Raw genomic sequence first — 22,449 nt, forward strand, 5'->3', positions numbered from 1 at the left:
GGACGAGACGACGATGACTCTGACGATCGGCGACACCGCGCCGGACTTCACCACCGAGACCACCGAGGGGACCATCAACTTCCACGAGTGGATCGGCGACTCGTGGGCGGTGCTGTTCTCGCACCCGAAGAACTTCACCCCGATCTGCACCACCGAGCTCGGCTACGTGGCCAGCATCAAGCCCGAGTTCGACGCGCGCAACGTGAAGATCATCGGACTGTCCGTGGACCCGGTCGACAAGCATGCCGACTGGGCCAAGGACATCGAGGAGACCCAGGGCACCGCGCCGAACTACCCGCTGATCGGTGACTCTGACTTCAAGGTCTCCAAGGCGTACGGGATGCTCGGCGCGAACGTGAGCGGTGACCCGGCCGACCGCACGGCCGCGGACAACCAGACCGTCCGCAACGTGTTCGTCATCGGTCCGGACAAGAAGATCAAGCTGATCCTGGTCTACCCGATGACCACCGGCCGCAACTTCGACGAGGTCCTGCGGGTCATCGACTCACTGCAGCTGACCGCCAAGCACAAGGTCGCCACCCCGGTGAACTGGAAGCAGGGCGAGGACGTCGTGATCGCGGGCTCGGTCAACAACGACCAGGCCAAGGAGCTCTTCGGGTCCTGGCAGGAGCCGAAGCCCTACCTGCGGATCGTCCCGCAGCCGAAGTAGTCCGCCCGCCGGTCGACCGACCGGCGGCCTCGGTGCGGCGCTGCCGGCACCGACAGCAATACCTCACCAGCGGTGCAACCGGCTCCCGGCCGAGGTGGAAACACTTCGGCTGAGAGCCGGTTGTGGTGCGGGCACCAGAAAATGGACGGTGACGATCAGACCGCCTCCGGGGTTCGGGACGGCGGTCAGCGTGAGCTGGTGCATCGCGGCGATCGATCGGACGAGGGACAGGCCGAGACCGGAGCCGGCGCCCCGGCTCGTGCGCGGGGTGCCCAGACGACGGAATGGTTCGAAGATCTCGGCGATGCGCTCCTCGGGAACCTCAGGACCGGAATTACGGACGGTCAGGACGCCGGCCGTAGACAGCTGAACATCGACCGATCCGCCGGGGCGGTTGTGCCGCACCGCGTTGTCCAGCAGGTTCCCGACCAGGCGCTGCAGCAGGACGGGATCGCCCCAGGCCGGGGTTTCCCGTGCCGTGACCGTCAGGGCGACGTCGGCGCGTTCGGCCTCGGCGGCGATCGCCTCACTCGCCGCCTGGTGCACCAGCGCGGCCAGGTCGACCGGTTCGGCGTGCCCCAGCCCCCGTTCGGACTGGGCGAGCAGCAGCAGGGACTCGATGAGCCGTTCCATCCGCTGGTTGGCGAACAGCAGTTGGGCTCGCACCCGCGGCAGGCGTTCGGGGGCCGGATCGGTCAGTCCGATCTGGATGGCGGCTCGCTGCACGGCCAGCGGCGTCCGCAGTTCGTGCGCCGCGTTCGCGATGAAACGGCGCTGTGCCTCAACCGCGCGTTCGAGACGGCCGAGCATCTCGTCGAAGGTGTCGGCGAGCTCGCGCAGTTCGTCGCGCGGGCCGGGCAGCGAGATCCGCTCGTGCAGGTTCAACACCGACAGCCGGTGCGCGGTCGCGGTGATCTGGTGCAGCGGACGCAGCAGCCGTCCGGCCAGCCACCAGCCGGCGGCGATCGAGACCAGGGTGAGCGCCGCGACGGTGATCAGTGCGACCGTCCATTGGTAGTCCAGCACGGCATCCGGTAGCCGGCTGACGATTTGCAGCCGCCCGGCGTAGAGGTTCGGTGCCCCCGGAGCCGGTGATCCGGCGTCGGGGCCGACGGCGGTGCCCATGGTGCCGGCGATTCCCGCCGCTGCGGCCGTACCGTTGTCGGCGGGGAAGCCGGAGCTGAGCGTCGCCCCGTTGGTGATGGCGGTGACCTTGCTTCTGAGCACGTTGCTGAGCAGCAGGTTGGTCACCACCAGCAGGATCGTCGAGGTGAGCAGGAACAGCCCGCTGTAGAGGGCCGTGAGCCGAACCCGGATCGTGCCACGCATCCGGACACGGCCCGTCAAAGCCGGTACCCCGCGCCCGGCACGGTATGGATGCACGGCGGATCTCCCAGCTTGGCCCGCAGTCGGCTGACGATGACCCGGACCACGGACGTGAACGGATCGGCGTGCTCGTCCCATGCGGACTCCAGCAGCTGCTCCGCGCTGACCACCGCGCCGTCGGCACGCAGGAGGACCTCGAGCACCGCGAACTCCTTCAGGGACAGTCGCAGGAAACGCCCGCCCCGGGACGCCTGCAGATGGCGTGGGTCGAGCCGAATTCCGCCCCGTTCCAGCACCGGCGCCACCGGAGCGACGCTGCGCCGGCCGAGGGCCTGCACCCGGGCGACCAGCTCGGCGTAGTCGAACGGCTTGGGTAGATAGTCATCGGCCCCCAGCCCCAGCCCGGCGACCCGCTCGGGCACCGATGCAGCCGCGGTCAGCATCAGAATGCGCGTGCGCGCCCCGGACCGGGCCAGATCACGACAGATCTCGTCGCCATGCACGGTGGGCAGATCGCGGTCGAGCACCAGCACGTCGTAGGCGTGCATCTCGAGGCGTTCGGCCGCCGCGGCGCCGTCATAGGCCACGTCGACGGCCATCGCACAGCGCCGCAGCCCCTCGGCGACCAGATCGGCCAGGTCCTGCTCATCCTCCGCCACCAGTACGCGCATGCTGACCTTCTATCGAACACGGTGTCACACCGGCGTTAACGATTCCGTTCAGATCCTGGCAACATCATCCCTGACAGCCTGCGTGGCATGAGATCACCTCGTCGACTGACCCGACCATCCGTCCTGACTGCCGCCGCCCTCGTCGTGGCCCTGCCGGTGGGTGTCGGCCTGAGCGCGACCGCCGCCCAGGCCTCCGACGGCATTACGGCCACCCATGGCCTGCCCGTCACCGCGAACCTCGCTACCGGAGCAGGCAGCCGGTTCAGTCCGGCCGATGCCGGCGGGGGCGCACTGTCCCGCTCGTCAGCTGGGCCGGTCGGTGGCCTGCGGGGCTTTACGCTCGTCGACGGTCCGGAAACAGGCGCCCCGGTGGCCGGCGGCCAGGTGGTGGGCAGCGCCGTGGAAGACGGCGCAGCACCGGTCGGCCAGGCGCAGGTGCTCGCCATCCAGGTCACCCCGGGCACGCCTGGTGCGCCGCCGAGCGTTGTGCTGGCCGAGGTGCAGGGCGGACCGGCCGCCGCCGCGGGGCTGCGGGCGGGTGACGTCCTCACCTCGATCGACGGCATCCCTCTGGTCCGCGGCGGTGTGGTCGACCAGAACGTTCTCGACCGGCTGCTGCCACCGGAGTCCGGTAGCCAGACAGCGCGTCTCACCGTGCACCGGCCCTCGACCGGGCGGACCTGGGAGACAACCCTGAAACTGGACGCGCCCCCGCCCGGACCCGACGGGAGGCACGCCCCGCGCACCCGGCACGTCGTGCGCCCGGGTGGTCCGGCGGGTGCGGGCGGTGCTGACGGCTCTTTGGAATCCGGTTCGCAGCCGCTGCCAGCCCCGCCGGAGCTCCCGGCCCCGCCGTCGGGGTCGGCGGCGGCACCGCGCGGTCGGATCCTGTTCCGCGCCTGACGCGAGCGCCAGCCGAGGCGGACACACGTCGGCCAGGTGCCTGCCTGCCATGCCATCGGCAGGCAGGCACCTGGCCAGGCAGCCGGCCGGGTGTCAGGAGCGGACGAGCAGGCTGACCGGGAAGTCGCGTAGCAGGCGCAGGACGTAGGCCGTCCCACCGTCATGGTGGCGACCGGTCAGCACGTCCATCCAGCGGCCCTCCGGCAGCGGCAGGGTGGTGTCCCGCCAGCCGCCGCCACGGCGCAGGCCCAGCACCAGGCGCGGGACCACGGTGACCACCGACTCGGAGCGGGTGAACGCGACCACGTTCTCCGCCGCCGACCCGGACGCCCACAGCGGACGGTAGGTAGCGCGGGCACCGAACCAGTCTGGGTTGTCCCGGCGCACCCGTAGCGCCCGGGCGACCACGAGCAGCTTCGCGGCGCCCGAGTCGTCCAACAACGGTGGGCGGCGCGGCGGGGCGTCGTCGGCCGGGACGTCGGCGCCGATCTCGGCGAGCAGCTTGGTGCGGTCACCGAAGTTCACCGGCCGGCGGTTGTCCGGGTCCACCAGGGACAGGTCCCACAGCTCCTGACCCTGGTAGACGTCGGGCACCCCGGGCATGGTGAGCTGCAGCAGCTTCTGGGCCAGCGAGTTGTGCCGGCCGAGCTCCACCAGGCCGCTGACATAGCCGGTCAGGACGGCGAGGAACTCCTCGTCTTCCAGCACCGACTCGACGTAGTTCACCAGTGCCGCCTCATAGGCGGGGTCCTGGTCGGTCCAGCTGGTGTATAGCTTGGCCTCGCGGGCGGCCTTGAGCATGTACTGGGTGGCCCGCTCAGCGGTCAGCGGCCACGCGCCGACGAGGGTCTGCAGCAGGAAGTAGACCGTCTGCCGGTCGGGCCAGCCCTGCTCGGTGTCACGGTGACGCTCCCCGAGACGGACCAGACGCCCCGCGGCCTCCGCCCAGCCCCGCGGATCCTCCGTCAGCACCGCGAGGCGGGCGCGGACGTCCTCGGAGCGCTTCGTGTCGTGGGTGGACAGGGTCGTCATCGTCAACGGCCAGGTTCGCTGGGTGGCGACACCAGCCTCGTGGAACTCGTTGACGGCGCTGCGTGGATGGCCGGTGGTGAAGGCGGGGAACCGGGACGGGTCGCCGCCGACCTCGTTGAGCGCGATCATCCGGCCGTACCGGTAGAACGTGGTGTCCTCGATGCCCTTGGCCATCACTGGGCCGCAGGTCTGCTGGAACCGGGTGACGAACTCCGGTGGGCCGCCGAGCGCGAGGTCCTCGATCAGGTCGACCTCGGTGGCCCGGCCCGGCAGGTAGGAACGGGCCTGCTCGCAGGCCCGCACGATGTGGCCGCGGGCCTCCAGGCTCGGGGTGCCGTCCGGGCGGATGTAGGCCCGGTAGACGTCGAAGGCGGCGAGCACCTCGCACAGCGCCTCGCGCAGCCCGGTGCGGGTGAGGTCGGCCCGGGCCCGACGGGACTCGGCCAGCGCCAGCACGGTGAGCCGGTCGACCTCGGGTTGCAGGACCCCGGCGAGCACGTCCAGCTTGGCCGCCCGCGCCTCGGTCTCGTAGGTCGGATCGGCCCGGGTGATCTCCTCGTAGAGCACCGACAGCGGGTGGCCGGCGAGCGGGTCGAGGAACAGCCGGGTGATCCGGCCGATGCCATCGTAGCCGGTGGTGCCGTCGCAGGCCCAGGTCTGCGGCAGCGCCTCGTCATCCTCGAGGATCTTCTCTACGACCGTCCACACCCCGCCGGAGGCATCCGACAACCGGCGCAGGTAGCCTTCCGGGTCGGCGAGGCCGTCCGGGTGGTCGATGCGCAGGCCCTCGAACGTGCCGGCGCGGACCTGCTCGATCAGCAGCCGGTGGCTCGCCGCGAACACGTCCGGTTCCTCCTGGCGCAGCCCCGCCAGGGTGGTGATGTCGAAGAAGCGCCGGTAGTTCAGCTCGGTGGCACCGACCCGCCACCAGCACAGCCGGTAGTGCTGGGCGTCGAGGGTGGCGGCGACGTCGCCGGGGTCGGCGGTGCCCGGCGCGGTCGGCAGCACATGGTCGTAGTAGGCGACGACCCAGGCGCCGTCCTCGTCCTGGCGCACGGTGATCTCGCCGGCGGCCAGACAGTCGGCGAGACCTGCGCCGAGGATCGGTACGACCACCCGCCCCGGGTTGTCGGGAGCGGCCCAGTCGATGTCGAACCAGTTCGCGTACGGCGAGTCCGGCCCCTCGCGCAGCACCGACCACCAGGCCGCGTTGGCGCCCTGCGGGGCGACCGCCATGTGGTTGGGCACGACGTCCACGACAAGGCCGAGTCCGGCCCGCCGGCTGGCCGCGACCAGGCGGCGCAGGCCCCCGCTGCCACCGAGCTCCGGGTTGATCTGGCCGTGCTCGACGACGTCGTAGCCGTGGGTGGAGCCGGGCGCGGCCTCCAGCACCGGCGACAGGTACAGGTGGGACACCCCGAGCGAGGCCAGGTAGGGGACGACGACGGTCGCGTCGGTCAGCGAGAAGTCGAGGTTGAGCTGCAGCCGGTAGGTGGAGGTCGGGACCACCCGCTCGTCGCTGGAACCGCCCCGTCCAACGGTCGTCGGACCGGCCCCGCCGGGAAGCCCCCCGCCGGGGACCATGGTCGAGTCAGGGGACACGGCGCAGCACGACCGTGGAGCGGGCGTCGATTTCGAGCGGGTCACCGGCCTTGACCAGGCGACCGCTGTCGGTGGGGTCGAAGGCGGTGGTCGCCAGCGGGATCTCCTCCAGGCTGGCGTCGACGCCCGTGACGGAGCGCCGGGTGTCCACCACGGTCTCCCAGGAGTCGCCGAAGTTCGGGGCGGGCACGCGGAACGCGACCGGCTCGAAGTGGGCGTTGAAGAAGAGCAGGAACGAGGAGTCCTTGATCGGCTGACCGAGTGCGTCCGGGTCCCGGATGGCGTCGCCGTTGAGGTAGACACCGAGGGTGCGGGCGGTCCCGGACTCCCAGTCGGTGTCGGTCATCTCGGTGCCGTCCGGCCGCAGCCAGACGATGTCCTTGCTGGCGGGGTCCTGACCGGAGTCCGTCGCGGCGTCGCCCCCGGTCTGGCTGCTGCGCCCGCGTGCCGAGCCGCCCTCGAAGAACTTGCGGCGACGGAAGATCGGATGGGTGCGGCGCAGTTTCGAGACGTGGCTGACGAACTCGACCAGGTCGGCGTTGCGCTCGGCATCGGACCAGTCCAGCCAGGAGATCGGGCTGTCCTGACAGTAGGCGTTGTTGTTGCCGCGTTGGGTGCGACCCATCTCGTCTCCGGCGACCAGCATCGGCACCCCCTGGGACAGCAACAGCGTCGTCAGCAGGTTACGGGTCTGGGCGCCGCGAAGCGCGTTCACCGCGGCGTCGTCGGTGGGTCCTTCCACCCCGCAGTTCCACGACCGGTTGTCGTCGGAGCCGTCCCGGTTGTCCTCGCCGTTGGCCTCGTTGTGCTTGTCGTTGTACGAGACCAGGTCGCGCAGGGTGAACCCGTCGTGGGCGGTGATGAAGTTGATCGATGCCCAGGGGCGGCGACCGGAGTTCTCGTACAGGTCGCTCGACCCGGTGAGCCGGGAGGCGAACTCGGCGATTCCGTGGTCCTGGCCGCGCCAGAAGTCGCGGACGGTGTCGCGGTACTTGCCGTTCCACTCCGTCCACAGGGGTGGGAAGTTGCCGACCTGGTAGCCGCCCTCGCCGAGGTCCCACGGCTCGGCGATCAGCTTCACCTGGGAGACCACCGGGTCCTGCTGGACGAGGTCGAAGAACGACGACAGCCGGTCGACGTCGTAGAACTCGCGAGCCAACGTCGCCGCGAGGTCGAAGCGGAACCCGTCGACGTGCATGTCGGTCACCCAGTAGCGCAGCGAGTCCATGATGAGCTGCAGGACGTGGGGGTGGCGCACCCGCATGCTGTTGCCGGTGCCCGTGTAGTCCATGTAATAACGCGGGTCCTCGTCCACCAGCCGGTAGTAGGCGGCGTTGTCGATGCCGCGGAAACACAGCATCGGCCCCATGTGGTTGCCCTCGGCGGTGTGGTTGTAGACGACGTCGAGGATCACCTCGATCCCGGCCTCGTGCAGGTTGCGGACCATCCCCTTGAACTCCTGCACCTGCCGGCCCTGCCCACCGGAGGCGGAGTAGCCGTTGTGCGGGGCGAGGAACGCCACCGAGTTGTAACCCCAGTAGTTGCGCAGGTTGCGGCTCACCAGGTGCTCGTCGTGGACGAACTGGTGCACCGGGAGTAGCTCGATCGCGGTGATGCCGATCTTGCGATAGTAGTCGATCATGATCGGGTGGGCGATGCCGGCATACGTTCCGCGGTACTCGTCCGGCAAGTCCGGATGGTTCTTGGTCAGTCCACGGACGTGCGCCTCGTAGATCACCGACTCGTTGTACGGCGTACGCGGCGGCCGGTCACCGTTCCAGTCGAAGAACGGGCTGATCACAACCGACTTCATCATGTGTGGGCCGGAGTCGGCGTCGTTGACGCTGTCCGGGTCGCCGAAGGTGTACGGGAACACCGCCTGGTCCCAGGCGATCTCGCCGTCGACCGCCTTGGCGTACGGGTCGAGCAGGAGCTTCGCCGGGTTGCAGCGGTGGCCGCTGGCCGGGTCGTACGGCCCATGGATCCGGTAGCCGTAACGCTGGCCGGGGCCGACCGAGGGCAGGTAGGCGTGCCAGACGAAGGCGTCGACCTCCTTGAGCTCGACCTTCTCCTCGTGGCCGGCGTCGTCGAACAGGCAGAGCATGACTTGCTCCGCGACCTCCGAGAAGATCGCGAAATTGGTCCCCGTACCGTCATACGTGGCGCCAAGGGGATATGGGTGACCCGGCCAAACCTGCGACATAGGCACGAAGCCTACGGCCACCGGGCCTGTGTCGATTCGTCGGCGCGGGAAGCGGCTCGTCACATGTGCCGCGAACAGCCCGGTCGCGCCCACCGTCGGCCCTCGGTATTGACGTTTCATTGATCGGCCGCGGCTGCTGCGGGCCTAGCATGACCACATGGCCGACTGGGTGATCTGGGTCGTCGTCGCCGGCGCTCTGCTCGTCGGTGAGGTGCTGACGCTGGATCTGATCCTCGTGATGCTGAGCCTTGCCGCGCTGGTGGGAGCGGGTGTCGCCCTGCTGGGCGCGGACGCGGTCTGGCAGATCCTCGCCTTCGCGGTCGCGGCCGGTGGGTTCGGGTTCGGCCTGCGCCCGGTGGCCCGCCGGCACCTGCAGCCCGGCCCGCAGCTGCGGACAGGGGTGGCGGCGCTGGTCGGCGAGCGGGCGCTGGTGGTGGAACGGGTGGACGGCCTGGGCGGCCGGGTGAAGCTGCGCGGCGAGATCTGGTCGGCGCGCAGCTACCCGAGCTCGCTCGTGCTGGATCCGGGCGAGCAGGCCCGGGTACTGCGCATCGACGGAGCCACCGCGATCGTGCACAAGTTCGAGCTCTGAGTTCAGATCGCTCCGAGTTCCAGGACGGCACTGAGTTCCAGGACGGTATCGATCCCCAGTGCGGTACCGAGGCACGACGGGCGCGCGGTGCGCGGCGTTCGGGGTAGGGAAGGGAGCAGCTCATGGCAGGTGTCATTGCGGCCGTGGTGATCGCGGTGGTTCTGTTGGTCGTCCTGGTGCGGGCCGTGCGGATCGTGCCGCAGGCCCGGGCGATGGTGGTCGAGCGGCTTGGCCGCTACCACCGCACGCTCACCCCGGGCCTGGCCATCGTGGTCCCGTTCGTGGATCGGATCCGCGATCGCATCGACCTGCGCGAGCAGGTCGTCAGTTTTCCACCGCAACCGGTGATCACCGAGGACAACCTCGTCGTCGGCATCGACACCGTCATCTACTTCCAGGTCACCGACCCGCGCGCGGCCACCTATGAGATCGCCAACGTCATCCGGGCCATCGAGCAGCTCACGGTGACCACGCTGCGCAACGTCATCGGTGGTCTGAACCTCGAGGCCACCCTCACCTCGCGCGACCAGATCAACGGCCAGCTGCGGGGCGTGCTCGACGAGGCCACCGGCCGGTGGGGCATTCGGGTCAACCGGGTCGAGCTCAAGGCGATCGATCCGCCCCGCTCCATCCAGGACTCGATGGAGAAGCAGATGCGGGCCGAGCGGGACCGGCGCGCCGCCATCCTGACCGCCGAGGGCGTGAAGCAGAGCGAGATTCTGCGGGCCGAGGGGGAGAAGCAGGCCGCGATCCTGCGGGCCGAAGGGGAGCGGGAGGCGCAGATCCTCACCGCGCAGGGTGAGGCGCAGGCGATCGACACCGTCTTTCGCGCCATCCACGAGGGAAACCCCGACCAGAAACTCCTGGCCTACCAGTACCTGCAGACCCTGCCGCAGATTGCCCAGGGTCAGGCGAGCAAGCTGTGGATCGTGCCGAGCGAACTGACCGGAGCTCTGGGCAGCCTCGGCGGTCTGCTCGCCGGACCGGGCCAGGGTGACCACCACCCGGGCGAACCATCCCCGGGGCGAACGCCGTAGGCGTGTGTGGCCAGCAATATAAGACCAATTAGTCATACCTCTGGCAGGGGGGTGGGGCTAGTCCCCACCGCCGGACCATGGGACGATTCCGTCAGCCAGGTAAGACGGGTCGATGAGACGCAGGGGAAGGCGTTCCTCGTCGACGGAGGTTCCTGCGTGGTCGCAATATCTCCGACAGCTCGTGAGCTGTCGTCCAGCCCGTCATCGTTCGCGGTGCCGGGCAAGCTGGCGGTACTCGCCTGTCCGCCGGCGCTGTGCCCGCACCTGGAGTTTGGCGTGTCCGCAGTGCTGTCGTCGGCCGTGTCCCTGACCTGGACGGCGCAGCCCGGATCGCCGGGATTCCTGTTCGCCGGGCTGGAATGGCGGGCGTCTCCGGGTGCTGCGGGCCGGGTCGCCTCGACCCTGCGCCGTCTCGGGCACGTCACCTTCGAGACCGTCGAGGGCCCGTCGCCGGGCTGCGATGCCGAGCGCTACTCCTACACACCCGAGCTCGGTCTGCATCGAGCCGCGATCGCGGCCAACGGTGACGTCGTGGTCGGTGAGGCCGCGCTGCGGGCACTGCTGGAACGCGGGGAGGCCCGGGAGACACTTGCCCGCGGACTGCACCGCCTGCTCGGTACGGCCTGGGATGACGTGCTCGAACCGCTGCGTCGCGGGGCTCACGGGGCACCCATCACCTGGCTGCGGCGCACCGGCTGACGCGCCGGCCCGCTGCCAGCCCGGCGCCGGGCCCGACGGGGGAGTGGTCACACCGCCGCTGACCTGCGGTGCGTCAGGAGATCGAGGCCTCCAGCCGAGGTTCAGTGCGCACCGGCACAGGTGGCGTTCCGGCGTGTGGCCAAGGCCACATGCGGGTAGCGCGGGTCTGACGGGCACATACCCCGGCGGTTATGCGTTGAGGCTTGCGCACGACCACGAACAACCTTTATGGGAGTTACCTCAGTGGCCACCGATTACGACACCCCTCGTACAACCGACATAGAGGATGCATCGGAGCAGAGTTTGGAGGCGCTCAAGGCGCGTCGGGCCGACGCGGCAGCAGATCTTGGCGATGAGGCCGACCCGTTCGAGGCGGAACTCGGCCTACCCGGTGCCGACCTGGGTGGCGAGGAGCTGAACCTGCGCGTCCTGCCCCGGCAGGACGACGAGTTCACCTGCACGCAGTGCTACCTCGTCCATCATCGCAGCCAGCTGTTCGACGAGCGTCGGATGGTCTGCCGGGACTGCGCGGCCTGACCGCCGACATGTGTACGGCGGACGACCGAGCGCCGACGGCGTGGCCCGCAGACCGCGCGGCCTGTCCACCGCGTGGCCTGCCGACCACCCGGGCGGGTGCCGTCACCCGCCGACCAGGACTCCAGCCTCGCGCATGGCGTCCACGGCCCGGTCGTCGTCGCCTGGCTGGAGGTTCACGAACCGGGTGAGCGCCAGGGGCAGCACCACGGTCAGCCCCTGAGCGCGGGCATCCAGGGCGCTCGCCCGCACGCAGTGGTCGCCGGCCAGCCCGACCACGACGAGCGTGGTGATCCCGAGCTGCCCGAGCCGTTCACCCAGCAGCGTCGCCTGGCGGGCTCCCGAAACGGGATCGCGCACGGAGAACGCCGAGTACCCGTCGGCCCCGTCAACGCCCTTGCGGATCACCTCGCCGTCAACGACCAGATCCGGGTGAAACGCCGCGCCGGGGCTGTCCGCCACGCAGTGCGGCGGCCAGACGCCGCCGCCGGTGACGAAGTGCGGGGTCTGCGCGGGATGCCAGTCCTGGCTGTAGAAGACCGGCGATCCGGCGGCCCGGGCCGCTACCACCTGGGCGTTGATCCCGGCGACGACCTGCTCGCCGCCGGTCACGTACAGACTGCCCGTGGGATCGGCGAAGTCGTTCTGCACATCCACCACAAGCAGCCCGACCTGTGGTCCGTAACCCACGCCCTGCATCTGGACCCACCTTTCCCTCTCACCCTGAACCCTGCTGGTCCGTGCGGCCGGTCCGTGCGGCCGGTCCGTGCGGACCCACGCGTCCGGCCGGCCCGAGGACGGGGCCGGTCCGGTCGTCCACTCTGACCGGCAGTGTCTCGCCATGGGCGGAAGCCGTCGAGGGGAAAGAAGGCTCGTCATGGGGAATGTGGCCCCAGGTTGATATGTCCTGGCGTGTCGCATCCCGACACGCCAGTGCCGATATCCCTGATCATGGCCGGCTCGCGGCTTAGGTTCGCCCCATGCGCAGCCGTGACTACGGTCGGGACGTCCTCGCGCCCGCCGCCCGTCCCCGCCCGCCCGTCATCCCCGAGATCGAGCTCGAGCTGGATCTGGTGGTCGAGGAGATCGCGTCCGGATTCTGCGGTGCCGTGGTCGGTGGCGAGGCCGCCGCGGTGACGCTGGAGGATCGCCATGGCGCCCGCCGGGTGTTCCCGCTCGAACCGGGCGGGTTCCTGCTCGAGGGGCGCCGGGTCACCCTGGTGCGACCGCGCCGGGCCGCGCCCGCCGTACCCACCCGCACCGCGTCGGGGTCGGTGGCCGTCGCCGGTCACCGGGCCCGCATCGCCCGGGCCAGCCGTATCTATGTGGAGGGCCTGCACGACGCCGCTCTGGTCGAACGGGTCTGGGGAGACGACCTGCGCGTGGAGGGCGTCGTGGTGGAAAGCCTCGACGGTGTCGACGACCTGCCCGCCGTGGTCGACTCCTTCCGCCCCGGCCCCGGCCGTCGTCTGGGCGTGCTGGTCGACCATCTGGTCGCCGGCAGCAAGGAGAGCCGGATCGCCGCCGCCGTCGCCGGGGAGCATGTGCTGGTCACCGGGCATCCCTACATCGACATCTGGCAGGCGGTGAAGCCGGCGTCGGTCGGCATTCCCGCCTGGCCCGTCGTGCCGCGGGGACAGCCCTGGAAGGAGGGGGTCTGCCGGGCGCTGGGCGTGGCGGAACCCGCCGACCTGTGGCGGCGGGTCCTGGCCGGCGTCGACAGCTACGCCGATCTCGAGGTGGGGCTGCTTGGCGCGGTGGAACGACTGATTGACTTCGTCACCGCCTGAGCCGGTTCGCCGAGGCGTCGCATACGGTGAAGTCGCACGGGCGCAGGACCTGACACCCCACGGGCGCGCGGCCGGGCACCGGTCGGCGCCATCCGATGTCGATCGGGAGGCCGATGCCGGTCCGGGACTCGAAGACGGTTGCTGGGCCGTCGGCGTCGATCAGGAGCCGGCGGGTGGTAGGAGCTCTACGGCGCTGGCCGCCGCTGGCGGTCTGGGCGTTCGGGGCGGTCGCGGTGATCGTGCTCGCGCTGGCTGCCGGGTTCGGGCTTCGCACCATGCTGGACAACCGGGGTGGCTCCAGCGGGTCCGGCGTTGCGGGTCACGCGGCGCCGTCGACCTCGCTGGCCGGCGAGGTGATCGTGCTGGACCCCGGGCACAACGGCGGTAACAGCAGTGCGTCTGCGGCCATCAACCGGCAGGTGCCGGCCGGCGGCATCAGCAAGGAGTGCGACACCGTCGGCGCGCAGACCGAGGCCGGCTATCCCGAGCATTCCTTCACCTTCGATCTCGCCCAACGGACGGCGCAGATCCTGCGTGCCCGCGGTGCCGTGGTTCGCCTGACCCGTACGACCGACACCGGGGTCGGTCCGTGCATCGACGAGCGGGCGAAGATCGCTAATGATCTTGGTGCGAACGCGGTGGTGTCCATCCACGCCGACGGCGGTCCGGCCACCGGGCGAGGCTTCCATGTGATCGCGCCGGCGCTGAGTCCCGACCGGGCGAACGCAGCGATCCTTTCGTCGTCCACTCGACTGGCGACGACCCTGCGCACCGCGTTCGGCCAGGCCACCGGGCAACCGCTGGCGGACTACCTCGGCCAGCAGGGGATGACCATCCGCTCCGATCTGGGCGGGCTGAACCTCTCCCGGGTCCCGAAGGTCTTTCTCGAATGCGGCAACATGCGCAATCCGACCGATGCGGGCGAGCTGGTCGACCCGGCCTGGCGGGCTCGGGCGGCAACCGGCCTCGCCGACGGCATCTCATCCTTCCTGCGCACCCAGCCGGCCCCCCGGCGCTAGGAAACGCAGACGACCGTGTTGGACCGTCCGCCTGGGCCGCTCACCTGGCAGGCAGAACCTTCGCGGGCCCGCCGGGGAGCGCCAGGCGCAGAAACGACGAAGGCCACCCCTCAAGGAGTGGCCGTTCGCGCAAAAAGGGGACCCGAGGCCCCGGGGTGGGCGATACTGGGATTGAACCAGTGACCTCTACCGTGTCAAGGTAGCGCTCTCCCACTGAGCTAATCGCCCGCGATGAACCAGAGGCGGAGGCGGGAATCGAACCCGCGTACAGGGCTTTGCAGGCCCTTGCCTAAGCCACTCGGCCACTCCGCCGCGGGGGTGCCGCTGCAACCGACCTCAAACCCTCTACTTTCCGAGCGGACGACGGGATTCGAACCCGCGACCCTCACCTTGGCAAGGTGATGCTCTACCACTGAGCCACGTCCGCGTTGCACCGTCTTGCGCGGCGGTGCAGGTAGAACTCTAGCGGACGAAGGGGCCCTACGTCGAACGGCCCGCCGGACGTCGCGGAGATGTTGCGTTGGGTCAAGGCGTCCCACGTGAACATCGGGTTTCACCCACGGCTCGGACACCAGGCCAGCCGCGCTCCGCTCGCCCGGCACCGCCGTCCTGCCCCGCACGTACCGGTGCGCGTCCCGTGGGTCCCCTGATGCTCGGACGGGCCGGTTGTCGGCGCAGCGCAAACAGGGGGATGCGCTCCGGCGTCACTTAGCGATGACGGCTAGGGTGAGCGGCGTGAGCCGGGCGAACACGGGCTTTCCGGGCCGGAGATCCCACCGGACGGAGCCGACCGAGCCGCCGCCGACCGGATCGTTCCTGCTGGCGGGTGGGCGCCTCGCCACCGGGGTGCTGGAGATCTCCGACGACCCGGCGGTGCTCGACCGCAGCGGCTTCTGGGCCGTGGCCCTCGACTTCGAGGGCGCGCTGCGCTGCGTCCGGTTCGCCGACGTCCGGCCGGCGCCGGTCGGGGGTGCCGCGGCACTGTGCCGCCAGCCGTGGCAGGGTCCGTCGGCAGGCAGCTGGACGAGCAGCCTCGACGAGGCGGCATACATCGCCGGTGCGCGGGCTGTCCAGCGCCGCATCGCCGCGGGCGACGTCTACGAGGTCAACCTGTGCCGGGTGTTGTCCGCCCCGCTGGCCGGTCGGGGGACCGGGGGTTACGGGTGGGACGGTGGGGGCCCGGCGGCCCTGGCCGCGGTGCTGGCCGCGGGTAATCCTGCGCCGTACGCGGTGGTGCTCGACGTGCCGGAGGCCGGGCTGCGGATCGCTGGCGCGTCCCCGGAGCTGTTCCTCGAACGCGACGGGGACGTCGTGCGTTCCGGGCCGATCAAGGGGACCGGGCGGACCGAGCACGAGCTGGGGCCGAAGGACGTCGCCGAGAACGTCATGATCGTGGATCTGGTACGCAACGATCTCGGTCGGGTCGCGCGGGTCGGGAGCGTGGCCGTGTCGGCCCTGTGCGCACTCGAGCATCATCCGGGGCTCGTACATCTGGTCTCGACCGTTCAGGCGCGGTTGCGCCCGGGGGTGGGCTGGGCACAGCTGCTGGCCGCGACCAGCCCGGCTGGCTCGGTGTCAGGGGCACCCAAGTCAAGCGCGCTGCGCGTCATCCGCGAGCTCGAGCCGGTCCCGCGTGGCCCCTACTGCGGGGGCATCGGCTGGGTCGACGCGGACCATGGCATCGGATGGCTGAGCGTCGGCATCCGGACGTTCTGGTTCGCGGGTGATCGTCTGCACTTCGGGACGGGGGCGGCCATCACCTGGGGCAGCGACCCACTGGACGAGTGGCAGGAGACCGAACTCAAGGCGCGGCGCCTGGTGAGCCTCGCCAGCGCCTGACCGTCGGCCCGTGCCCGGAGCGGGCGGACCGCCGAGCACCTCGGCCGGATCGGCAAGCGGGATCCGAGCGCGCGTCCGGACAGACGACGACCCGCCTGGCCGAATGGACTTCGGCCAGGCGGGTTGAGTGCTCGTCCGCGCAAGGGATGCCGCCGCCGCACCCCGATGACGGGGCCGACGGGTAGGGGAGGGCTCCTCCCCGGTCGAACGGTGCCCGCACCGGTTCACCGGGGCCGGGCAGCTGTCCCGACCCCGGTGGAAATCACCGCTCGGGACCGCCCCAGATCAGCAGGGCGAGTTCTGCATCAAGATCGATGATATCGCTTTCGCCACCGAGGGGGACCGCGGAGTAGGTCCGCCGCAGGAAGGCGAGAACCTCCGAGCGCGGCATCTCAAACAACGCGTGCCCCGACGGACTGGACAGCGAAAGGCAGACGATCCGCCCACCGGACTGGGCGGCCGGCCACACCTGGACGTCTCCATCGCCGGCGGGCCGGCGGACGCCATCACTGAGAAGTTGGCGCGCGAAGGTCCACTCCACCACTTCATCCGCACCCGTACGGAATCCGATGCTGATCGCATAAGGATCGGCCGGCTCGTATCGGACAGTGGCGGCGACCGGAACGGGCGCGCCGCCAGGGACGACGAGGCGAAGGGCAAGTTCGGCGGTGATCGAATCGTGACGAATAGTCATCGGGCGGCCTCTCATGGTGCGGTGGTGCGGGCGAGCACCCGTGTAACGGGATAGTTCCCTGTCTGAGTCCCGTTGGTAACAAGATTATGCCAAGACAACATCCGTTACGGCGGTTTTGAGTGAGTTGCCCGGCCCGGAAGAGTGAACCCTTCCCCGGTAGAGCCTAGATCGGTCGGTCAACAGATGGCTGGCCACCCATCGTCACGATGCGTGGCTACCGTCCGTGATGTCCGAAGGTCCCCCGAGTGTCTGGGCCTGTCTGCCGTGGCCGTTGCACCTTGAGCCTTCCCCGTCCGGGTGGTTCTCAACCTCGGCCAGTCGCGGTGAAGCTGACACGAAGCTGACTCCGGACGCCCACCGGACGCGGGGGTCGACAACGGCGGGACGATCGACATCGGAGGGACGGCGGACATCGCGGTATCCGTCCGCAGGGCCCCCCGACAGGCCGCTGTCGGCGCCGTGTAAGGTAGCTCCATCGCCTGCAAGGGCGTCATATGTACGGGCGCCAGCTGTCGGGGCGCCATCGGTAGGGGCGTATAGCTCAGGGGTAGAGCGCTGCCTTCACACGGCAGAGGTCCGTGGTTCGAAACCACGTACGCCCACCGGCTGTTCTGCATGGTGCTCCTTCTCTGGAGGGGCCTGGCGGGAGCTTCGCGATGTTGGTCGCGCCGGCCCGCAGATCCTTCGAATCCGCGTGTGCATCGCCTCGGTCGAGGGCTGCGCTGCTGGTCGGCTGCGGTTGCCCGGGTCTGTCGGCCTGGTCGGAGCTGGTAGTTGTGCCGCCGCTGGTCCGCTGGGGCGATTGAGCTGGGTGGGGATACCGGCGGGCGCGAGTGGTGCCGTGGATCGGGTTTGGGCGGGTGTCCTGACTGTCCCTTTTCTTCTGCCGGGTTGCCGGGTCTGCGGGTCGTTGGCGCCTCGGGGTCGTGGGGCCTGAGTGTCATGGTTGCGGGTTGCCGGGGCAGGCGGCGGCGTTCCGGCCTGGATTCCCCTTTGGTGGCGGTGTGACCGGTCCGCAGGTTTGGTGACGGGGGTGCCGTCGGTGGGTGGCACAGCGCGGTCCTGCCGGCCTGCAGCCCACTCGGAGAGCAGTCAGGCACCTGCTTATATGCCGCAATTCCGACACTTTGGCCGACTGGCCGGCCGATCGGACGAGGTTCAGGAATCGTCGACCACCCCCACTTTGGTGCCGCCCGGGCGGGGGCGCCCGGCTGCGGGCCCCCGGCCAAGGTCCCCGCGGGCCCAGCCGGCCGGCCTGGCCGATCTGTACGGACAGTGAGCATTCGGGCGGTGGCCACCGGCGACCCGCGCCGTGCCGACTCCGCCCCGGCCGGGTTTGGCCCGGGCCGGTCGGCGGGAAGGGTGGGGCCAGGCGACGAGAGGTCCTCCGCGCGCTGAGTAACGGCCACGGAAAGATCCGATCGTCGCGCGACGGCGAATCGGTGACGAGAAGACGCACCGGTCGGTCCGGTGTTGATCGGCATCGTCCTTGGGTCCGCTCTCCTGGTGGGTCGGTAGACCGGTGAGTCGGACGTGGGAAAACGCGACGGGAACAGCAGGCTCCCATCGCGTATTTCCACCCGGCATAACGTCCGGTCTGTACAGATCGGTCCGCGGCCCGCTAGGCTGACCGAGCAGGGCGTTACGGGCCTCGTCTGGATCTGTCCGAGTAGGCCGGTCTCACGGCGGCAGTGTTGTGATTGTGCGGCGCTGGTGCGGGATCGGTGCGGCTTTCTGTCCCGATGTGCTGGGAGATTCCTCCTGGTCACTGTGTGCGGCAGAGGTGGGCAGCGTCTTGTCGAGGCGCCGTGGTTCGAAACCAATGACGCCACTCGAGGGAGACTGGCGGCGACCCCCCCACGCCGTCAGTCTCCCTCCTCTTCTGGCGGAGCGCACCCGCACGGCGGCACGCTCTCCCTGTTACGGATCGGCCGGCTGTGGCACGTCCTGATAAATTGGCGAGATGACGACCACCCTTCCCGGGGGATCTGCCCGGAGGTCCGTTCGACGGGCCATCCGGGGGTCCGGGCCAAGGGCTGTCCGGCGTGCGGGTCGGCCGGGGCGGGCGACCGAGGTGGTGCTGCGGGTGGCGAACGGGACGCGGATGGTGCCGGTGCAGCCGGTGCAGCCGGTGCAGCCGGTGCGACCTGGGCGGCCTGGGCGATGATCGTCGGTCCACCGGCCGATGACGTTCCGCTTGAGCCGCAGTCGGGGGTCGGCCTGCCTGACGCGTTCCAACGCCTGTACACACCGCATCGACTCGCCTACATCAAAGGGGAGGGGCGCGGTCGTGAGGACGAGTGCCCCTTCTGCGCCATTGTCCGGATGACCGACGAGGACGGCCTGGTCGTCGCCCGCGGAAAAACGGTCTACGCGGTGCTCAACCTCTATCCCTACAATGCCGGTCATCTGCTCGTCGTGCCCTATCGGCACGTCGCCGACTACCTCGACATGGACACCGAGGAAATCATTGAGATGGCTTTCTTCGTGCGCCGTGCCCTACGTGTCCTGCGGGTGACGAGCGGCGCGCACGGCTTCAACACCGGAATGAATCTCGGTCACGTCGCCGGTGCGGGAATTGCCGCGCACGTGCACCAGCACGTTGTCCCGCGCTGGGGCGGCGATGCGAACTTCATGCCCGTCATCGGCGAGACCAGGGTGCTGCCGGCCCTGCTCGGCCAGACTCGGGACCTGCTGGCCGAGCAGTGGGCTCGCGCCGAACCGATCGACTGACCTGGCCCGGGCCTGCGCGAGCCGCCTGGATCGTCGGAGCGTGGGATCACTCGGTCAGTGCGTCGGCCAGGTGGCGGGGCATCGGTTCGTAGCCATGCGGTTCGCGATGGAACTGTCCGCCGCCATGACTGAGTGAACGAAGTTCCATGACATAACGCGACATTTCCCGTTCTGGCACCTCGGCATGAACGACGGTACGGGCGGCATCGAGCACAGGTGGCGGCACCGGCTCCATTCCCGTCACCCGGCCCCGCCGCGCACAGAGGTCCCCCAACACGGCCCCGACGAACTCGTCCGGAACGGAGACGTTCACCGTCAGCACCGGTTCCAGGACGACGACGCCGCCGGTCCGGGCCGCGTCGCGCAGGGCCAGTCCACCGGCGAGCTGGAAGGCCAGATCGGACGAGTCCACACTGTGTGCCCGGCCGTCCACCAGCCGGACGCGCAGATCGGTCAGCGGATGGCCGGGACGCACGCCGACGGCCATCTGGGCCCGAATGCCCTTCTCCACCGACGGGATGTAGGTGCGCGGAATCGCGGCGCCCACGATCTCGTCGACGAACTCGAGTCCCGAACCCGGGGGCAGCGGCTCCACCTCGATCTCGCAGACGGCGTACTGCCCGTGCCCGCCGGACTGTTTGACCTGACGTCCGCTGCCGTGGGCGGGGGCGGCCAGCGTCTCGCGCAGCGCGACGACCGGGGGTTCGGCGTCGACGGCGGCGCCGTAGCGGGTGGCAAGCCGGTCGAGGGCCGCCTCGGCGTGTGCCTCGCCCATGCTCCACAGCACGATCTGGGCGGTCTGCGGGTCCTGAACGACCCGGAGGCCCGGATCCTCCAGGCACAGCCGGGACAACGCGATCGACAACCGGTCCTCGTCGGCCCGGGCGCGGGCCCGGATCGCCAGTGGCAGCTGGGGTTCGGGCATCGGCCACACCGGCAGCAGGCAGGGATCGTCCGGGCTGGACAGGGTGTCGCCGGTCTCGGCCGTGGCCAGCTTCGTCACGACGCAGATGTCACCGGCCCCGCACTGCGGCACGCTGTGCAGGGCCAGCCCGTACGGACGCGACAGCGCACCGACCCGTTCGTCGTCGTCATGCTCGGCGTGCCCGCCGACCCGGACGATGTCGTCGGGGTGCAGGGTCCCGCTGAAGACCCGTACCAGCGACATGCGGCCGACATACGGATCGGTCGTCGTGCGGATGACCTCGGCGACCAGGGGGCCCGCGTCCTCCGCGGTCACGGCCGGACGGGGGGAGCCGTCCGGCCGGCAGGGGGCGGCCAGCCGACCGGACGACGGGGCGGGGAAGGACCGGGCGATCAGGTCGAGAAGGTCGTGCGAGCCGAACCCGCCGGGCGCCGCGACCGCCGTGGATGGCGTGGATGGCGTGCCGACGGCGGTCAGTGGGCCGGTGAGCAGAACGGGAAAGAACCTGGCTCGGGTAACCGCGGTGGCCAGATCCGCCGACAGCAGTTCCGCATCCGGTTCGGCGCCGCCGAGGTAGCTCTCCAGCAGGGTCTCGTCCTCGCTCTCGGCGATGATGCCCTCGATCAGCGCCATCCGGGCGGCCCGGACGGCGTGTCCGGCATCAGCGGTGCCAGTGGTGTCGGCAGCGGCCGGCCGATCGGCGACCGGGCCGGTGGGCTGCTCCCGGCGGTCGCCCTGCGGCGAGTACTCGACGGTCCGGTCGTGCAGCAGGTCGGCCAGCCGCAGGGTGCCGTCGTCCGACCGGCGGGCGAGCATCGCCGGCAGCACACCGGGGCCGAACGCACGCCGACAGTCGCGGATCGCGGCATCGAGGTCGGCCCGACTGTGGTCGAGATGGGTGAGAGCGATCGCCCGCGGGATCCCCACCGCGGCGCACTCGGCCCACAACAGGCTGGTCGCCGCGTCCACGCCGGCGGCGGCGCTGACGACGAACAGAGCGGCGTCGGCGGCGCGCAGCCCGGCGCGCAGGTCGCCGACGAAATCGGGGTGGCCCGGGGTGTCCAACAGATTGATGGTCAACCCTTGGTAGTCAAAAGAGCACAAAGTGAGGCCGTCGGAGTGGGCCGGGTGGTGGTCGCCGTCGGCGTGCCCGAGGTGGTTGGTGTGGGCGGTGTGGCGTCCGTCGTGACGTTCGGGCGGACCGGCGGTGGCCAGCAACCGGTCGACCAGCGCGGTCTTGCCGGCACCGGTGTGTCCCACCAGCGCCACGTTGCGTACCTCACCCGAGCCCACCGTCATCGAGGCCTCCCCTGGTCCGGACATCTGCGCTGCCGGTATCCGCAGAGTCCTCCTTTGTGACGTGGAGCACAACTCGGGCGCGGCGGGCGAGGTGTGCGCGGCAGGGGCCGGCGGCCACCTGTCGCGGCGGCGGTCGCCCCTGTGCACAGCGGTACTGTGAAGACCGCCCGAAGCCGGGCAGAGGCGGGATGACGGGACGGACATGCTCGCAAGCAAGGCACGACCGCAGATCCAGAAGGTGCTCGACCCGGTGAGCCAGTGGGCGGCCCGTTCGTCGATCTCGCCGGACGTGGTGACGATCATCGGCACCGTCGGGGTCGCCGGCGCGGCGCTGGGGTTCTTCACCCGCGGCGTGTTCTTCCTCGGCACGATCGTGATCACCCTGTTCGTCTTCTCCGACCTGATGGACGGAGTGATCGCCCGGGCCCGGGGCCTGTCGTCCAAGTGGGGGGCCTTCCTCGACTCCACCTCGGACCGGGTCGGCGACGCCGCGATCTTCGGTTCACTGGTGATCTGGTATGCCGGGGACGGCGACTCCATGCCGCTGGTGGTGGCGGCGCTGATCTGCCTGGTTGCCGGCTCGATCACCTCCTATGTCAAGGCTCGGGCCGAGGGGCTCGGGTTCACCTGCAACGTCGGCTTCGCCGAGCGTGGCGAGCGGCTGCTGACCCTGCTGGTGGCCGCCGGGCTGTACGGGCTCGGCGTGCCCTATCTGCTGCCGGCCGCGCTGTGGTTCCTGGTCGGGGCGACCTCGCTCACCGTCATTCAGCGGGTGGTGCACGTCTACCGGCAGTGGGACCGGGCCGGCGATCCGCCCGGGCCGGCCGCGCCGACCGGTCCGGGCGGATCGGCCGGCCAGCAGGCCGGTGGCGGGCTGCGGC

At 70.3% G+C, this 22,449-nt stretch carries 18 protein-coding genes and 4 tRNA genes; 12 read left to right on the forward strand and 10 right to left on the reverse strand.

Annotated features, from left to right (window positions below; translation table 11 throughout):
- The first annotated feature begins 13 nt into the window (after nucleotides 1-13).
- On the forward strand, nucleotides 14-670 hold the full coding sequence (locus ND747_RS11395) for a peroxiredoxin (protein WP_251733487.1): 657 nt from the start codon (nucleotides 14-16) through the stop codon (nucleotides 668-670).
- Between the two features lie 63 nt (nucleotides 671-733).
- Here the strand turns inward: ND747_RS11395 and ND747_RS11400 are convergent, their stop codons facing one another.
- The gene (locus ND747_RS11400) at nucleotides 734-1,999 is read right to left on the reverse strand and encodes a HAMP domain-containing sensor histidine kinase (protein WP_251733488.1); all 1,266 of its coding nucleotides are present in this window, start codon (nucleotides 1,997-1,999) and stop codon (nucleotides 734-736) included.
- A gap of 14 nt (nucleotides 2,000-2,013) precedes the next feature.
- On the reverse strand, nucleotides 2,014-2,667 hold the full coding sequence (locus ND747_RS11405) for a response regulator transcription factor (RefSeq protein ID WP_251733489.1): 654 nt from the start codon (nucleotides 2,665-2,667) through the stop codon (nucleotides 2,014-2,016).
- 87 nt (nucleotides 2,668-2,754) lie between these two features.
- On the opposite strand from ND747_RS11405, the gene ND747_RS11410 reads away from it, so the two are divergent.
- The gene (locus ND747_RS11410) at nucleotides 2,755-3,570 is read left to right on the forward strand and encodes a PDZ domain-containing protein (RefSeq protein WP_251733490.1); all 816 of its coding nucleotides are present in this window, start codon (nucleotides 2,755-2,757) and stop codon (nucleotides 3,568-3,570) included.
- Between the two features lie 93 nt (nucleotides 3,571-3,663).
- Here the strand turns inward: ND747_RS11410 and treY are convergent, their stop codons facing one another.
- Nucleotides 3,664-6,111 carry a malto-oligosyltrehalose synthase gene (gene treY / locus ND747_RS11415; protein WP_251733506.1) on the reverse strand — a complete coding sequence of 816 codons (2,448 nt, stop codon included), beginning with the start codon at nucleotides 6,109-6,111 and terminating at the stop codon, nucleotides 3,664-3,666.
- Nucleotides 6,112-6,193: 82 nt separating this feature from the next.
- Entirely contained in the window at nucleotides 6,194-8,407 is a 2,214-nt protein-coding gene (gene glgX / locus ND747_RS11420; RefSeq protein ID WP_251733491.1) for a glycogen debranching protein GlgX, read from the reverse strand.
- 157 nt (nucleotides 8,408-8,564) lie between these two features.
- Here glgX and ND747_RS11425 point away from each other — a divergent pair, with 157 nt between their 5' ends.
- From ND747_RS11425 to ND747_RS11440, 4 genes are all read left to right on the forward strand, one after another.
- Nucleotides 8,565-8,999 (forward strand): NfeD family protein, encoded by a 435-nt coding sequence (locus ND747_RS11425; protein ID WP_251733492.1) that lies wholly within the window; start codon nucleotides 8,565-8,567, stop codon nucleotides 8,997-8,999.
- Nucleotides 9,000-9,121: 122 nt separating this feature from the next.
- The gene (locus tag ND747_RS11430; protein WP_251733493.1) at nucleotides 9,122-10,036 is read left to right on the forward strand and encodes an SPFH domain-containing protein; all 915 of its coding nucleotides are present in this window, start codon (nucleotides 9,122-9,124) and stop codon (nucleotides 10,034-10,036) included.
- A gap of 156 nt (nucleotides 10,037-10,192) precedes the next feature.
- Nucleotides 10,193-10,735 (forward strand): DUF3145 domain-containing protein, encoded by a 543-nt coding sequence (locus ND747_RS11435; RefSeq protein ID WP_251733494.1) that lies wholly within the window; start codon nucleotides 10,193-10,195, stop codon nucleotides 10,733-10,735.
- A 243-nt stretch (nucleotides 10,736-10,978) separates the two neighbouring features.
- Entirely contained in the window at nucleotides 10,979-11,272 is a 294-nt protein-coding gene (locus ND747_RS11440; RefSeq protein ID WP_251733495.1) for a DUF4193 family protein, read from the forward strand.
- Between the two features lie 102 nt (nucleotides 11,273-11,374).
- Here ND747_RS11440 and ND747_RS11445 read toward each other — a convergent pair whose 3' ends face one another.
- Nucleotides 11,375-11,968, reverse strand: a complete 594-nt coding sequence (locus tag ND747_RS11445) for an isochorismatase family protein (protein WP_251733496.1) — start codon at nucleotides 11,966-11,968, stop codon at nucleotides 11,375-11,377.
- A 281-nt stretch (nucleotides 11,969-12,249) separates the two neighbouring features.
- On the opposite strand from ND747_RS11445, the gene ND747_RS11450 reads away from it, so the two are divergent.
- Nucleotides 12,250-13,059, forward strand: coding sequence for a DUF3097 domain-containing protein (locus ND747_RS11450; protein ID WP_251733497.1), 810 nt, complete (start codon nucleotides 12,250-12,252; stop codon nucleotides 13,057-13,059).
- Nucleotides 13,060-13,334: 275 nt separating this feature from the next.
- Nucleotides 13,335-14,078 carry an N-acetylmuramoyl-L-alanine amidase gene (locus tag ND747_RS11455; protein WP_374216213.1) on the forward strand — a complete coding sequence of 248 codons (744 nt, stop codon included), beginning with the start codon at nucleotides 13,335-13,337 and terminating at the stop codon, nucleotides 14,076-14,078.
- A 156-nt stretch (nucleotides 14,079-14,234) separates the two neighbouring features.
- Here ND747_RS11455 and ND747_RS11460 read toward each other — a convergent pair.
- The 3 genes from ND747_RS11460 to ND747_RS11470 form a co-directional block, all read right to left on the reverse strand.
- Nucleotides 14,235-14,306: transfer RNA gene (locus ND747_RS11460), tRNA-Val, on the reverse strand.
- Nucleotides 14,307-14,318: 12 nt separating this feature from the next.
- Nucleotides 14,319-14,390: transfer RNA gene (locus tag ND747_RS11465), tRNA-Cys, on the reverse strand.
- A 43-nt stretch (nucleotides 14,391-14,433) separates the two neighbouring features.
- Nucleotides 14,434-14,505, reverse strand: a tRNA-Gly gene (locus ND747_RS11470).
- A gap of 308 nt (nucleotides 14,506-14,813) precedes the next feature.
- Here ND747_RS11470 and ND747_RS11475 point away from each other — a divergent pair.
- Nucleotides 14,814-15,917, forward strand: a complete 1,104-nt coding sequence (locus ND747_RS11475) for a chorismate-binding protein (protein WP_251733499.1) — start codon at nucleotides 14,814-14,816, stop codon at nucleotides 15,915-15,917.
- A gap of 262 nt (nucleotides 15,918-16,179) precedes the next feature.
- Here the strand turns inward: ND747_RS11475 and ND747_RS11480 are convergent, their stop codons facing one another.
- Nucleotides 16,180-16,611, reverse strand: a complete 432-nt coding sequence (locus ND747_RS11480) for an SsgA family sporulation/cell division regulator (protein WP_009739629.1) — start codon at nucleotides 16,609-16,611, stop codon at nucleotides 16,180-16,182.
- 530 nt (nucleotides 16,612-17,141) lie between these two features.
- Between ND747_RS11480 and ND747_RS11485 the strand changes: the two genes are divergently transcribed.
- Both ND747_RS11485 and ND747_RS11490 read left to right on the forward strand, forming a co-directional pair.
- Nucleotides 17,142-17,213, forward strand: a tRNA-Val gene (locus ND747_RS11485).
- A gap of 1,561 nt (nucleotides 17,214-18,774) precedes the next feature.
- Entirely contained in the window at nucleotides 18,775-19,344 is a 570-nt protein-coding gene (locus ND747_RS11490; RefSeq protein WP_251733500.1) for an HIT domain-containing protein, read from the forward strand.
- A 46-nt stretch (nucleotides 19,345-19,390) separates the two neighbouring features.
- Here ND747_RS11490 and ND747_RS11495 read toward each other — a convergent pair whose 3' ends face one another.
- Nucleotides 19,391-21,568 (reverse strand): elongation factor G-like protein EF-G2, encoded by a 2,178-nt coding sequence (locus ND747_RS11495; protein ID WP_251733501.1) that lies wholly within the window; start codon nucleotides 21,566-21,568, stop codon nucleotides 19,391-19,393.
- 202 nt (nucleotides 21,569-21,770) lie between these two features.
- Here ND747_RS11495 and pgsA point away from each other — a divergent pair.
- Nucleotides 21,771-22,449, forward strand: a 679-nt coding sequence (pgsA, locus tag ND747_RS11500) for a phosphatidylinositol phosphate synthase (protein ID WP_251733502.1), incomplete at its 3' end; no start/stop codon positions are given.

The organism is Frankia sp. R82, from assembly GCF_023716925.1.
Taxonomy (GTDB): Bacteria; Actinomycetota; Actinomycetes; order Frankiales; family Frankiaceae; genus Frankia.